The following is a 14,141-nucleotide window of genomic DNA, read 5'->3' on the forward strand; positions in this document are numbered from 1 at the left end:
GACGGTTTCCCCTCCCCCCTCTGCGGGGGAGGGTGGCCCCTGCGTCAGCAGGGGTCGGGTCGGGACGAAGTCCCGCAAGGGGGGAGCGACGGTTCAAGCAAGAGCGCGACTTTCATGACGGGCACAGCACAATCCTGCACCGTCGCTCCCCTCTCCCGACCCCCCTCGGGGGCCACCCTCCCCCGCAAAGGGGGGAGGGAGTGCAGCGTCTCCCGCCGCGCCCTCCTCGCCGGCCTCGGCGCCAGCCTGGCCTGCTCGCGCGCGCCGATCGCAGCCCGCGCAGACACCCCGCCGGCCGAGGCCTCCGCCCCACCGGCCTCCCCCCTCGTTGTCGATCTCGCCGCCCAGGGCCGCCGGCTCGGCACGGCCGGCGGTACGATCCGGACCCTGATCGCCAAGGCGCGGGACGTCCGCTACCTCTCGGTCTACGGCTACACGCGGCTCGTCGGCTACGATGCCGATCTGAACCTGCAGCCCGATCTGCTGGAGCGCGTCGATGTCGCGGGCGGGCGCTTCACCTTCACCCTCCGCAAGGGTCATCGCTGGTCGGACGGGCATCCGTTCACCACCGAGGATTTCCGCTACTACTGGGAGGATGTCGCGAACGAGAAGGCGCTGAGCCCGGACGGGCCGCCGGCCTTCTTCCGCGTCGAGGGCAAGCTGCCCCAGGTCGAGGTGCTGGACCCGGTCACGATCCGCTACAGCTGGGACCGGCCGAACCCGCTGTTCCTGCCGGCTCTCGCCGCGCCGCGGGACCCGCTGATCTACCGGCCGGCGCATTACCTGAAGCCGGTCCACGCCCGCTACATCGGCAAGGAGGCGGCCGATGCGAAGGCCAAGGCGCTCAAGCTCCGCAGCTGGGCGGCGCTCCACAACCGCATGGACGACAATTACGAGCTCAACAATCCGGACTGCCCGACCCTGCAGGGCTGGGTGCCGCGGACCCGCTCGCCCGCAACCCGCTTCCGATTCGAGCGCAACCGCTCCTACCACCGGGTCGACACGGCCGGCACGCAGCTCCCCTACATCGATGCGATCGTGATGGACGTGGCCTCGCAGGGCCTGCTGGTCGCCAAGACCAATGCCGGCGAGGCCGACCTGATGTTCCGCGGCCTCTCGATGCCCGACATCCCGAGCCTCAAGGAGGGCGAGGCGACGCATCGCTACCGCACCAATCTCTGGCCGGTGGCGCGCGGCTCGGAATTCGCCCTCTACCCGAATCTCACCACGGTCGATCCGGTCTGGCGCCAGCTCAACCGCGACGTGCGCTACCGCCACGCCCTCTCGCTCGCCATCGATCGCCGGACGCTCAACAACACGCTGCTGTTCGGGCTCGGCACCGAGGGCAACGACACGATCGTGTCGGACAGCAAGCTCTTCGAGCCGGAGATGCGGACCCTCAACGCCGGCTACGACCCGGCCGGGGCCACGAAGCTGCTCGACGCCATGGGCCTGACCGGCCGCGACGGCTCCGGCACGCGGCTCCTGCCCGGCGGTCGCCCCCTGGAGGTCGTGGTCGAGAGCGACGGCGAGGCCGAGATGGTGCTGGACGCGCTGCTGCTCATCACGGAGTTCTGGCGCGAGATCGGCATCCGCCTGATCACCAAGCCGCAGGAGCGCACCAACCTGCACCGGCGCTCGATCGCCGGCGTGACCGTGATGGTGGCGGCCCAGGGGCTCGACCTCGCGGTGCCGACCGCCATCATGCCGCCGACCGAGCTGAGCCCTGCGCAGCCGGAGCATTATTCCTGGCCGCTCTGGAGCCAGAACGTCGAAAGCCGCGGCAAGAGCGGGGAGCCCTGCGACGTTCCGGAGGTGCAGCGGCTCCTCGACCTCGACCGCCAGTGGCGCGACACCGACGACGTGGTCAGACAGGCCACGATCTGGCGCGAGATGCTGATGAACCACGCGCGCAACACCTGGGTGATCGGCACGGTGGCGGGGGCGCTGCAGCCGGTGGTCGGCGCCGATCGCCTGATCAACCTGCCGAAACGCGCCCTCTATTCCTGGGATCCCACCGCCATGATCGGCGTGCAGCGCATCGACGAGCTGTTCTGGGACAAGGACGCCGACCGGCGCGCGGAGGCCCGGTGATCGCCGTCATCCTCCGCCGCATCCTCACCATGGCGGCGACGCTTCTGGTGATCTCGGCGCTCGTCTTCGTGATCATCAAGCTGCCGCCCGGCGACTACCTGACCAACCAGATCATGGAGCTGCGCGCCACCGGCGACGCCAGTTCCGTGGCGAAGGCCGAATTGCTCATCCGGCAATACGGGCTCGATCGGCCGGTCTGGCAGCAATACCTGATGTGGATCGGGCTCATGCCCGGTGCGGCGGGCTTCTCGGGGCTGCTCCAGGGCGATTGGGGCTGGTCGTTCGAATACGACAAGCCGGTCGCGGACGTCGTCGGCGACGCCCTGTGGCTGACCCTGCTGATCAATCTGACCGCGGTGGTGTTCGTCCATCTCGTGGCGATCCCGGCGGCGATCTACTCGGCGACGCACCGCAACACGTTCGGCGACGCGGTGGTGACCCTGCTGGGCTATGTCGGCCTCGCCGTGCCGGGCTTCCTGCTGGCGCTGATCCTTCTGTTCTACGCCAACCGCTGGTTCGGGCTGTCGATCGGCGGCCTCTACGATTCGGCGCTGACCAATCAGCCCTGGACCTGGGAAAAGATCCGCTCGCTGCTGGGCCACCTCATCGTGCCGACCCTTGTGATCGGGCTCGGCGGGACGGCGGCGATGATCCGGCGGATGCGCGCCAATCTGCTGGATGAACTCGCCAAGCCCTACACGGTGACCGCCCGCGCCAAGGGCTTGCCGCCCCTCAAGGCGCTGCTGAAATACCCGTTCCGGATGTCGCTGAATCCGTTCGTGGCCGATATCGGCAACCTGCTGCCGCACCTCGTCTCGGGCTCGGTGCTGGTCTCGCTGGTGCTGAGCCTGCCCACGGTGGGGCCGCTGCTTCTGGAGGCCCTGCGCAGCCAGGACCAGTTCATGGCCGGCTTCATCCTGATGTTCGTCGCGGCCTTGACGCTCGTCGGGATGCTGATCTCCGACCTGACCCTGGTCTGGCTCGACCCGCGCATCCGCATGGGGCTGCGATGAATGGGGCTGCGATGACGGACGCGCTCTCGGCCGAAAGCCACTTCATCGACCCGGCGCCCTTCGAGCCGGAGGCCGGCGCCGAAGGCCGCGCGGAGAGTGCTTCGGCGTGGCGGCTGATCCTTCGGAAATTCCTGCGCCACCGCCTTGCCGTGGCCTCAGCCGTGATCCTGCTCGCGCTCTACGCGATCGTGCCGTTCGTGGAACAGCTCGCCCCATACGGGCAGGCGCGGCGCAACGGCGACTTTCTCTACGCGCCGCCCCAGGGCGTCCACCTGTTCCACGAGGGCCGCTTCGTCGGGCCGTTCGTCTACCCCTACCGGGCGCATCTCGACCTCGACACGTTCCGCCGGGACTACAGGGCCGACACGGCCGCCCCGCAGCCCCTGCGCTTCCTGTGCCGGGGCGACGGCTACGCTTGGCTCGGACTGATCCCGAGCGATCTTCACGTCGTCTGCCCGCCGGAGAACGGCACGCTGTTCCTGCTCGGCACCGACAAGCTCGGCCGCGACCTGTTCTCGCGCCTGATCTACGGCGCGCGGATTTCGCTCACCATCGGCCTCGTGGGCGTGGCGATCTCCTTCGCGCTCGGCCTCTTCTTCGGCGGCATCGCGGGTTATTTCGGCGGGATCGTCGATGCCGGGGTGCAGCGGCTGATCGAGGTCGTGCGCTCCCTGCCCGAATTGCCGCTCTGGCTCGCCCTCTCGGCCGCCCTGCCGCCGAACTGGAGCCCGCTGCTGATCTTCTTCGGCATCACGGTGATCCTGGGGCTCCTGGACTGGCCGGGCCTCGCCCGGGCGGTCCGCGGAAAACTCCTGGCTTTGCGCGAGGAGGATTTCGTCCAGGCGGCCGAACTGATGGGCGCCTCCCCGGCCCGGGTGATCGGCCGGCACCTGATCCCGAACTTCATGAGCCACCTGATCGCCTCGGCGACCCTGTCGATCCCCACCATGATCCTCGGCGAGACCGCCCTCTCCTTTCTTGGGCTGGGCCTGAGGCCGCCCGTGACGAGCTGGGGCGTGCTGCTCAACGAGGCGCAGAATCTCGCGGCGGTGCAGCTCTATCCGTGGTTGCTGGCGCCGGTGCTGCCGGTGCTGGTGACGGTGCTGGCCTTCAATTTCCTGGGCGATGGCCTGCGGGACGCGGCCGATCCGTATCATTGACGAACAGGCGGCGGCCTTCTCACCCCGCCAGCGGCAGCGGCGCGATCCGCGTCGGTGCGGCGGCGCCCTTGCGTTCCAGCAGCCCCGGCGGCGGCACCGGTGCCTCGATGGTGCAGACCACGCCGGCCGGCTCGTAGCTCAGCGCGACCTCGCCGGCCAGTTCCCGGGCGAGGCTGCGCTCGATCAGCCGCGAGCCGAAACCGGTGCGGGTCGGCTTCTTCACGGGGGGGCCACCGCGCTCCGACCAGCGCAGGGAGAGCCGCGTCTCGTCCTCGCGCCGCACCGTCCACGCGATGTCCACCACGCCGCCCTCCTTCGAGAGGGCGCCGTACTTCACCGCGTTGGTGCCGAGTTCGTGTAGCGCCATCGCGATGGACAGGGCGAGCCGCGGGGCCAGCCGCAGGGGCGGCCCGGTGACCCGGAACCGCGAGGCACGGCCATCGCCGGATTCGAGCGGCCGGATCGCATCCGCCACCACCGCCGAGAGTTCGGCGCCCTCCCAGCTCTCCCGGGTGAGCACGTCATGGACCCGGGCCAGCGCCAGCAGGCGGGCCTCGAAGGCCGCCCGGGCGGCATCGGCCTCCGCGCCTTCGAGGCCGCGCAGGGATTGCGCCGCGATCGACTGCACCGTGGCCAGGGTGTTCTTCACCCGGTGGTTGAGCTCGTGGATCAGGAGCAGCAGGTGCTCCTCCGCGTTCTTCGCGTCGGTGATGTCGATGTTGCAGCCGGTATAGCCGAGGAAATTGTGATCGTCGTCGAGGCGCGGCACACCCTCGCAGCGCAGCCACCGTACGATCCGATCCCTGTCGATCACCCGCACCTCGATGCGGAACGGCACCCGCCCGCCGAAGGCTTCCGAGAAGCCGGCTCGGAACGCATCGAGATCATCCGGATGAACGATCCGGGTCCAGCCCTCCTCGGCGAGCTTCGCCGCCGGCATCCCGAACATGTGCTCGAAATGCAGGTTCGCGAAGCTGACATCGCCGGTCTCGTCCGTCATCCAGATCAGGGCCGGCGCCGAATCGGCCATGTGGCGGAAGCGGGCCTCGCTCTCGCTGAGCGCCGTCAGGCCGCGCCGCGTGTCGGCCAGCGCCCGGTCGCGCTCCTCCTCGCGGGTGCGCAGCCGGAGCGAGGCCTCCGACAGGACGAGGGCGAGGCGCTGGATCTCGTGAACCGGCGATTCGATCCGCGGGATCGCCTCGCCCCGCGCCAGGGCGGGCCCCGACGCGGCCAGCAGACGCAGCGGACGGGAGACCCGCGACCACAGATTAACGGCGAGCAGGGACGAGGTGGCGAGCACCAGCAGGCCGAAACCCGCGAAGGCCCAGATCCAGCGGCGGACGCGCGCATCGACCAGGGCCTGGGGGATGCTGGTCGCGACCATCCAGCCGGTGAGACGGGACCGCGCCTCGATGACCACCACCGGCTTGTGCTGCCGGTCCTGCCCCTCCCAGACGCCGGGCGTCGCGGACTGGATCTGCCGCAGGCTCGCGAGCCGCGGCCGGCCCACCACCGAGTCGGGATCGGGCAGGCGCGCCATCACGATGCCGTTGCGGTCGCTGATGCCCGTCGTCCAACCCGGCACGACCTCGCGGGACAGGATGCCCTGAAGGCGGGTGAGCGGCACGGTGAAGCTCAGGATGTAGCCGACCTCGCCGTCCATCATCACGGGCACGCCGACCGCGTAGGTCGCCTCACTCGCGGAGAGTCCCGGCACGAAGCCGCTGACCATGGCGCGTTGCGTTCCCTTCGCCAGATCCTGGTCGAAGGGCAGCGCCATCACGGGCAGCGGGGCGCCGCGCGGCACGCCGGTGTTGACGACCTCCTGGCCGTTCGTCCGCCGGAGCAGCACGTCGAGGTCGATCGATTCGCGCACCAACCGCGCCTGCGCGTCGAACGCGTCAAAATCGCCCTGTCGGATCCGCGGGGACGTGGCCAGTGTCTGAAGCACCGAGACGAGACCCGCGGTATCGCGGTCCAGCGACAGGCCGATCCCGCGTACGTTCTCGCGCGCATCCTGCTCGAACCGCGCCCGTTCGGCCGAGGCGTAGCGCATCAACAGGATGCTGGTGAACAGGAGCCCGGGGCCGATCAGCGCCACCACGAGCGCAATCAGATAGACCTGCGTCGAGAAGCCGTTGCCGGCGAAGCGGTGAAGCCGCCGCGACAGCCATGACCGGCGCGCGGGGATCACCGCCGGGACGCCGCCGCCCTCAGCCTGCTGGTCCGGACTCAAGCGGGGCCCGTCCCCGGCCCGCGGTACCCCGCGGGCTCCTCGCCGTTCCCTGGCCTCATGACCGGTCGATATGGCCGAGATCGCGCTCCGGGTCGAGGTGGTCCCGCACCCGCTGCTTGAGCGCCTTCACGTCGGGAAAGCCGCCGTCGCGCACCCGCTCCCACACCAGTGTCGGCCCGATCTCGATGCGGAACGCGCCGCCGGATGCCGGGATCAGGGCCACCTCGCCGAGATCGTCGCGGAAGGTCGAGAGCAGCTCCTGCGCCATCCAGGCGGAGCGCAGCAGCCAGTTGCATTGCGTGCAGTAGGTGATCGCCACGCGCGGCCGTTGCGCCCGACCCGCGCCTTCCGTCGTCACGTCGCTGCCGGGCGTCATGCCCGCTGGCCCCTCGTGCATGGGGGCACAGCGCACCGGGGCGGCGGACTTGTCAACCGTGGGCCGGGGAAGAACCTGAGACAACGGGCGTCAGAGGCATCAGCCGAAGGCCATCCTGGGCCGGTCACCGCCCGCTCGTCGGAGGATGCGCGCCGACCGCACCCGTCAGGCGAGCGCAGGAACATCGCGAACCGCGCTTGACGTTCCGGCCCGCCGCGCCCTAGAAGGCCCGCCACCGGTTCGCCGCGCTGGACATGCGTGGGCGACACGTCGGACGTGACGCCGGCTCGGACGGTTAGCACAGCGGTAGTGCGTTCCCTTCACACGGGAAAGGTCGCAGGTTCGATCCCTGCACCGTCCACCATCACCCCCAAAGCTCTGACAAACATGTCGGTTTGCCGCCCGGAAGGCGCGTGCTAAGGGCGCACCATCGGCGAATGCACAAGCTTGGACCCGGCTCGATCCGGATTCCAGGTCACCGGCTGGGGAAGGGCGGAATCAGCGATGAAGGACATCCTCGACAAGCTCGAAGAGCGCCGGGCCAAGGCGCGCCTCGGCGGCGGTGAGAAGCGCGTCGAGGCGCAGCACAACCGCGGCAAGCTCACGGCGCGCGAGCGCATCGAACTCCTGCTCGACCACGGGTCGTTCGAGGAGTTCGACATGTTCGTGCAGCATCGCTCCACGGATTTCGGCATGGAGACCCAGAAGATCCCGGGCGACGGCGTCGTCACCGGCTGGGGCACGATCAACGGCCGCACCGTCTTCCTGTTCTCCAAGGACTTCACCGTGTTCGGCGGGTCGCTCTCGGAAGCCCACGCGCAGAAGATCGTGAAGGTGCAGGACATGGCGCTGAAGATGCGCGCCCCGATCATCGGCATCTTCGATGCCGGCGGCGCCCGCATCCAGGAGGGCGTGGCGGCGCTCGGCGGCTACGGCGAGGTGTTCCGCCGCAACGTCATGGCCTCGGGCGTCATCCCGCAGATCTCGGTGATCATGGGCCCCTGCGCGGGCGGCGACGTCTACTCGCCGGCCATGACCGATTTCATCTTCATGGTCCGTGACACCAGCTACATGTTCGTCACCGGTCCGGACGTGGTGAAGACCGTGACCAACGAGGTCGTCACCGCCGAGGAACTGGGCGGCGCCAAGGTCCACACCACCAAGTCGTCGATCGCGGATGGCTCATTCGAGAACGACGTGGAGGCGATCCTCCAGATCCGCCGGCTGCTCGACTTCCTGCCCGCCAACAACATCGACGGCGTGCCGGAGCTGGAGAGCTTCGACGATGTCAACCGGCTCGATTCCTCCCTCGACACGCTGATCCCCGACAACCCGAACAAGCCCTACGACATGGGCGAGCTGATCCGCCGGGTGGTGGACGAGGGCGACTTCTTCGAGATCCAGGCGGCCTACGCGCGCAACATCATCACGGGCTTCGGCCGGATCGAGGGGCGCACGGTCGGCTTCGTGGCCAACCAGCCGCTGGTCCTGGCGGGCGTGCTCGATTCGGACGCGTCGCGGAAGGCGGCGCGGTTCGTGCGCTACTGCGACGCCTTCGGCATCCCGATCGTGACCTTCGTGGACGTGCCGGGCTTCCTGCCGGGCACGGCGCAGGAATATGGCGGCCTGATCAAGCACGGCGCCAAGCTGCTCTTCGCCTACAGCCAGGCCACCGTGCCGCTCGTCACCATCATCACGCGCAAGGCCTTCGGCGGAGCCTACGACGTGATGGCATCGAAGCATGTCGGCGCCGACGTCAACTATGCGTGGCCGACAGCGCAGATCGCCGTGATGGGCGCCAAGGGTGCGGTGGAGATCATCTTCCGCAGCGAGATGGGCGATCCCGAGAAGATCGCGGCCCGCACCGGCGAGTACGAGGATCGCTTCCTGTCGCCCTTCGTGGCGGCCGAGCGCGGCTACATCGACGAGGTGATCATGCCGCATTCCACCCGGCGCCGGATCGCCCGGGCGCTGGACATGCTGCGCACCAAGAAGATGGAGCAGCCCTGGAAGAAGCACGACAACATCCCGCTCTGAGGCAGGACGGTCGCCCGGCGGCGCGCCGCCGGGCTCAGCTCCGGTCGCTGTGCTCGATCACGGCGCAGAGGGTCAGCGGCCCCTTGTCGGGCGAGACCATCGCCGAGCACGTGACCCGGGCGCCGCCGAGATCGACATTGCTGTGGCGCAGCCGGACCGCTGCCGCCTGGGCCTTGTGGGCGGCGTCGGTGATCACCGCGGCATCGATGCCGGTCACCGCGTGCCCGGCATGGCCGAACAGGTCGTAATAGGCATCCGGCGGATTCGCCCCACGGAACTGGGCGCCGACCGAGGACAGGTCCGGCGCACCGCAGGCCAGGGTCAAGGTCATGTCGGGGCTCGCCGAGAAGCTGGCGTAATCGCTGCGCCGCTCGGTCGCCCGGGCGGAGGTTTCGGCGGTGACGCGCTCGACCAGCGTCTCGCAGGACTGAGCCCTGGCGGATCCAGGGGTCGCCGCGAGGCAGGAAAGAGCGAGGAGGGGCAGCAGCGCGCGCATGGCACGCAGATAGCGCGGTACGGGTCGGGCGGCGAGCGCCGCAGCGATCAGGCCGCGGGCGAAGGCTCGTTCTGTCCGAGTTCGAGCAGCACGATCTCCGGCGGCACGCCGAATCGCATCGGGATCCGGCTCATGCCGAAGCCGCCCGACACGATCATGTGGCGCCCGTCCTGCACGATATGCCCGTAGGAATAGTCGTGGCCCTGGATCTTCCGAAGCACGGGCGAACGGCCGAACACCCGGACCTGCCCGCCATGGGTATGTCCGGCGAGCGTCAGAGAGAATCGATCCGACAGGTTGAGGAAGATGTCGGGTTCGTGCGCCATCAGGATGGCCGGCGCCGTGTCGGTGATCGCTTCGAGCGTGCGCGGCACGTCCGCGTGGCTGAGCGACTTCCAGCTGCCCATGAACGGCTGCTGGTCGGCGAGGCCCGCGAGCCAGAACGGGCGGCCATCCTTGACGAGGCGGACGGCCTCATTCTCCATCACGGGGATGCCCCGCGCCTCCAGGAAGCGCTTGACCGCGGGTGTCCCGCTGCGGGCCGTCTGGACGGCCTCGTCGTCCCACCAGTCGTGATTGCCCAGGATCGCGTGCGTGCCCAGCGGCGCCTTCAGGCCTTCCATCATCCGGGCGAACTGGCTGAGCGGCAGCTTCCGCCACGCGATGTATCCCGCCGGGTAGTCGCCGAGCAGCAGGACCAGATCGGGCTTGAGCGCGTTCGTGGCGTCCACGATCTCGGCCACCCGGTCGAACGGCATATAGGGCTCGCAGATGTGGAAATCCGCGAGCACCGCGACGCGCAGGCGCAGCGCGGGATCCCAGTGCGGCAGGGCCGGCGCGTAGGACGTCACGACGAGGCGGCGCAGCGGCTCGATATCGAGCGCGTAGACGCCGGTCGCCGCCGTCAGACCGACCCCAGCGCCGAGACCGGCCAGGAACTGCCGTCGGGTCGGCAGGATCAACATCGCGTCAGGTCCCATCGTTTCGTGGCGCCGGCGACCCGCTACGTGCCCAGTCCGGCGAAAGCGGGGCGCCGCCGAAGGCGATTTTGTCACCGGGGCGGTTCAGGAAAGCTGAATACCCCTGACCGTCCCGTGGCGGCCGGTCTATAAGGCGCGGCCCGACCCAGCCAGGAAGATCCGAAGACAGATGATGGACCGTCCCCTGCGCATCGGCACCCGCGGCTCCCCGATGGCGCTCGCGCAGACCGGGATGGTGCGCGACCGGATCGTCGCGGCCAATCCGGGGCTGGAGACCGAGCTCGTCGTCGTCACCACCGTGGCCGACAAGATCCTGGATCGGCCGCTCTCCGAGATCGGCGGCAAGGGGCTGTTCACCAAGGAACTCGAACAGGCCCTCTTCGCCGACGCGGTCGACGTCGCGGTCCATTCCATGAAGGATGTGGAGACCTGGCTTCCCGAAGGGCTGATCATCGCCTGCATTCTGGAGCGCGACGATCCGCGGGATGCCTTCCTGTCGCCGCACGCCGACGGACTGGCCGGCCTGCCGCCCGGCGCGCGGGTCGGCACCTCGTCGCTGCGCCGGGGCGCCCAGGTCCTGATGCGCCGGCCGGATCTCAAGGTCGTCCCGCTGCGCGGCAATGCCAACACGCGGATGCGCAAGCTCGAAGCGGGCGAATGCGATGCGACGCTGCTCGCCTTGGCCGGGCTCGAGCGCCTCGGGCTCGCCCACATGGCCCGCAGCGTCCTCTCCGTCGAGGAGATGCTGCCCGCCGTGGCGCAGGGCGCCCTCGGCATCGAGTGCCGGGCGGCGGATCACGCGGTTCGCGATCTGCTGGCGCCCATCGCCTGCGCCCGGACCACCACGGAAGTCGCGGCCGAGCGGGCGCTGCTGGCGGAACTCGACGGGTCCTGCCGGACGCCGATCGCCGCCCTGGCGCGCATCGCGGGCGAGACCCTGACGCTCGACGGTCTGCTGTTCCTGCCGGACGGGAGCCGGCACTGGTCGGTGTCCCGCCAGGGACCGGCCGCTGAGGCCGAGCGGATCGGCCGCGAGGCCGGAGCGGCCCTCAAGGCCGCGTCCGGGGATACCTATGTGCGGGATCTGAAATGAGTGTCAGCCCTGCGCGCCGCCTTCGCCAGGGCGGCGAACAGGAAATCACCCACGCCCGCGCCGCTCAGGACGGCGCGGACCGGCTGAAGGCTTCCCGCTCTTGCATGCGCTCGATCAGATCGAGCACGTGGACCACGCGTCCGACGACATCCCACCAGGGTCGCAGGGCCGGCCGCTGGCGCAGCGGCGCGAGCGGGTGCCGCCCGACCGCCTCGATCAGGAACAGTGCCTGCGGCAGCGCAGGGGCGGCCAGATCGGCGGTTTGCGCCCGTGCCGGCACCGCTCGGGCGAGCAGCGCGAGCTTGCGGGCACCACCGACACGGGCACGGCGGGTGACCGTGTCGTGGCCGGCCTCCGCGATCCTGCCCCCGATCTCGCGGTAGATCAGGCCGGCGGCGCGGATAGCGGGCCGGCAGCGCGGCGGAAGCTGGGCGATTCCGGCCTCGGCGCGGCGATAGAGCCGGTCCGCCTCGGCGAGCAGCCGGGCGACGATGACGGTGAGCGCCGGGCTCGGCCGAGGATCGGCCAGGAACGCGTCGGGGTCGAGGCCACCCGCCCGCATCCAGTCGAGCGGCAGATAGAGCCGGCCCATGCGGGCGTCCTCGCCGACATCGCGGGCGATGTTTGTGAGCTGCATCGCAGCCCCGAGATCGCAGGCCCGGGCCAGGGCTTCGGGCGCGCGGACCCCCATGATCAACGCCATCATGGCGCCGACCGAGCCGGCGACCCGCGCCGCGTAGGCGTGAAGCGCATCGAGATCGGCATAGCGCCGCCCCTCGGCGTCCCAGGCCAAGCCCTCGATGAGGGCCCGCGGCAGCGCTTCCGGGATCGCGCTCCCCTTCACGATCTCCGAGAAGGCCCGATCGGCGGGGGTATCGGCGGGCTCGCCGGCATAGGCCCAGGTCATCCGCTGATCGAGGCGCGCCACCGCGGCGTGGCGGGCGGCCGGACTGGTGGCCTCGTCCACCAGATCGTCCGAGTAGCGGCAGAACGCGTAGAGGCCGTAGGCCGCCTCGCGGATTTCAGCCGGCAGGAGCTGCCCGGCCGCGAAGAAGCTCTTCGAACCCCGCCGGATCGCGACCCGGCAGGCGGTCCGGTCGGCGGCGGCGGCGAATTCAGGCGGTAACGCGGGCATCGGGAACCACGCTGTCGAGGACGCGGGCGGACGAGAGCACGCCGGGCAGGCCGGCGCCGGGATGCGTGCCCGCGCCGACCAGGTAAAGGTTGCGCACCTGGCCGTCGCAATTGTGCGGGCGGAACCAGGCGGATTGCGTCAGCACGGGTTCCAGACCGAAGCCGGAACCGCGATAGCTCAGGAAATCATCCTGGAAGTCCTGCGGCGTCGTCACCTTGGAGGTCACGATCGCCTCGGTCAGCCCCGGGAGCAGGCTCGCCTCCAGGATCCGTGCGATCCGTCGCCGATACGGCTCGGCAAGCGCCCTCCAATCCTGGCCGCCCGCGAGATTCGGCACCGGCGCCAGGACATAGAAGGCATCGCATCCCGGCGGTGCGAGGCTCGGATCGGTCGCCGTGGGACGATGCAGATAGAGGCTCGCATCGTCGGCCAGCACCTTGCGGTCGAAGATGTCGGCCAGAAGCCCCCGGTAGCGCGGTCCGAGCAGGATCGTGTGGTGATCCACCTGCGGATAGCGACGTTGCGTGCCGAAATACCAGACGAACAGGCCCATGGAGGAGCGGGCACGGCGGAGTCGGGCCGGACTCCAGCTCTGCGCCCGCGGCAGCAGCCGCGCATGCGTCACCGCCGAATCGGCGTTCGAGACCACGACATCGGCCGGGATCGTCTCGCCGCCCTGAAGTTCGACCCCCGTCGCCGCGCCGCGCTGGACGCGGATACGTGCCACATCGGCGCCGAGCCGTACCCGCCCGCGCTGGCTGCGGATCAGGCGAACGAGCCCGTCGACCAATTGGCCGGTGCCGCCCATGGCGAAATGGACACCCCAGCGGCGCTCCAGATCCGCGATCAGACAGTAGATCGCGCTGGCGCGGAAGGGATTTCCGCCGATGAGCAGCGGGTGGAAGCTGAAGACCGTGCGCAGCCGCTCGTCGCGGATGAAGCGCGCCACCACCCCGTGAACCGAACGGTGGCCGGACAGGCGGATCAGATCCGGCGCGATCTTCAGCATCGCGCCGATCCGCCCGAACGGGACATGGCCGAGTTGCTCGAATCCGATCGCGCAGACGGCCCGGCTGTGCGCCATGAAGCGCTCGTAACCGGCCACGTCGTCCGGTGCGAAGCGGGCGACCTCGGCCCGCATCCGCTCCGGATCCCCGCTGTAGGCGAAGGACGATCCGTCCGCGAACCGGATGCGGTAGAAGGGATCCATCGGAACCAGGGTCACGTCGTCGGACAGGCGCCGTCCGGCCAGCGTCCAGAGTTCCTCGAACAGCTGGGGCGCCGTGACGATGGTCGGCCCGGCATCGAAGGTGAAACCGTCCTGCCGGTGAACCCGCGCGCGGCCGCCCGCCTGTTCGAGCCGCTCCAGCACCGTGACGCGGTATCCCCGGGCGCCGAGGCGCACCGCCGCGGCCAGTCCACCGAAGCCCGAGCCGATGACCACAGCGTGCGGTCGCCGGTCGCGGATTTGTTCTATAGTGTGACCGGCCACAACTGTCAGCATGAGTTGACACTATGGCG

11 protein-coding genes and 1 tRNA gene are annotated in these 14,141 nt (G+C 69.9%); 6 read left to right on the plus strand and 6 right to left on the minus strand.

From position 1 onward, the window contains the following. Positions 1–114 precede the first annotated feature (114 nt). From FVE89_RS12450 to FVE89_RS12460, 3 genes are read left to right on the plus strand one after another with little or no spacing between them, the layout of a single operon-like run. Positions 115–2,094, plus strand: coding sequence for an ABC transporter substrate-binding protein (locus FVE89_RS12450; RefSeq protein WP_202130741.1), 1,980 nt, complete (start codon positions 115–117; stop codon positions 2,092–2,094). After that, positions 2,091–3,107, plus strand: a complete 1,017-nt coding sequence (locus tag FVE89_RS12455) for an ABC transporter permease (protein ID WP_160534256.1) — start codon at positions 2,091–2,093, stop codon at positions 3,105–3,107. The genes FVE89_RS12450 and FVE89_RS12455 overlap by 4 nt, the downstream gene beginning before the upstream one ends. Before the next feature lie 11 nt (positions 3,108–3,118). After that, positions 3,119–4,267 carry an ABC transporter permease gene (locus FVE89_RS12460; RefSeq protein ID WP_160534257.1) on the plus strand — a complete coding sequence of 383 codons (1,149 nt, stop codon included), beginning with the start codon at positions 3,119–3,121 and terminating at the stop codon, positions 4,265–4,267. A 19-nt stretch (positions 4,268–4,286) separates the two neighbouring features. Here FVE89_RS12460 and FVE89_RS12465 read toward each other — a convergent pair whose 3' ends face one another. Both FVE89_RS12465 and FVE89_RS12470 read right to left on the minus strand, forming a co-directional pair. Then, positions 4,287–6,503 (minus strand): HWE histidine kinase domain-containing protein, encoded by a 2,217-nt coding sequence (locus FVE89_RS12465; RefSeq protein WP_160534258.1) that lies wholly within the window; start codon positions 6,501–6,503, stop codon positions 4,287–4,289. A gap of 55 nt (positions 6,504–6,558) precedes the next feature. Continuing rightward, positions 6,559–6,879, minus strand: a complete 321-nt coding sequence (locus tag FVE89_RS12470; RefSeq protein ID WP_160534259.1) for a SelT/SelW/SelH family protein — start codon at positions 6,877–6,879, stop codon at positions 6,559–6,561. A gap of 289 nt (positions 6,880–7,168) precedes the next feature. On the opposite strand from FVE89_RS12470, the gene FVE89_RS12475 reads away from it, so the two are divergent. Continuing rightward, positions 7,169–7,243: transfer RNA gene (locus FVE89_RS12475), tRNA-Val, on the plus strand. A 140-nt stretch (positions 7,244–7,383) separates the two neighbouring features. Then, complete coding sequence (locus tag FVE89_RS12480; RefSeq protein WP_160534260.1) at positions 7,384–8,916, plus strand: acyl-CoA carboxylase subunit beta; 1,533 nt, start codon at positions 7,384–7,386, stop codon at positions 8,914–8,916. A 34-nt stretch (positions 8,917–8,950) separates the two neighbouring features. On the opposite strand, the gene FVE89_RS12485 is transcribed toward FVE89_RS12480, so the two are convergent. Both FVE89_RS12485 and FVE89_RS12490 read right to left on the minus strand, forming a co-directional pair. Next, positions 8,951–9,412 (minus strand): ABC transporter ATPase, encoded by a 462-nt coding sequence (locus FVE89_RS12485; RefSeq protein ID WP_160534261.1) that lies wholly within the window; start codon positions 9,410–9,412, stop codon positions 8,951–8,953. A gap of 47 nt (positions 9,413–9,459) precedes the next feature. Beyond that, on the minus strand, positions 9,460–10,377 hold the full coding sequence (locus tag FVE89_RS12490) for a metallophosphoesterase (RefSeq protein ID WP_160534262.1): 918 nt from the start codon (positions 10,375–10,377) through the stop codon (positions 9,460–9,462). 184 nt (positions 10,378–10,561) lie between these two features. Here FVE89_RS12490 and hemC point away from each other — a divergent pair, with 184 nt between their 5' ends. Beyond that, a complete protein-coding gene (hemC, locus tag FVE89_RS12495; protein WP_160534263.1) occupies positions 10,562–11,485 on the plus strand; it encodes a hydroxymethylbilane synthase in 924 nt (307 codons plus the stop codon). Between the two features lie 64 nt (positions 11,486–11,549). Here hemC and FVE89_RS12500 read toward each other — a convergent pair whose 3' ends face one another. Further along, complete coding sequence (locus tag FVE89_RS12500) at positions 11,550–12,620, minus strand: phytoene/squalene synthase family protein (protein WP_160534264.1); 1,071 nt, start codon at positions 12,618–12,620, stop codon at positions 11,550–11,552. Then, entirely contained in the window at positions 12,601–14,124 is a 1,524-nt protein-coding gene (locus FVE89_RS12505; RefSeq protein ID WP_160534265.1) for a phytoene desaturase, read from the minus strand. The genes FVE89_RS12500 and FVE89_RS12505 overlap by 20 nt, the downstream gene beginning before the upstream one ends. Positions 14,125–14,141: the final 17 nt, after the last annotated feature.

It is taken from the genome of Methylobacterium sp. 2A (genome assembly GCF_009806555.1).
Taxonomy (GTDB): Bacteria; Pseudomonadota; Alphaproteobacteria; order Rhizobiales; family Beijerinckiaceae; genus Methylobacterium.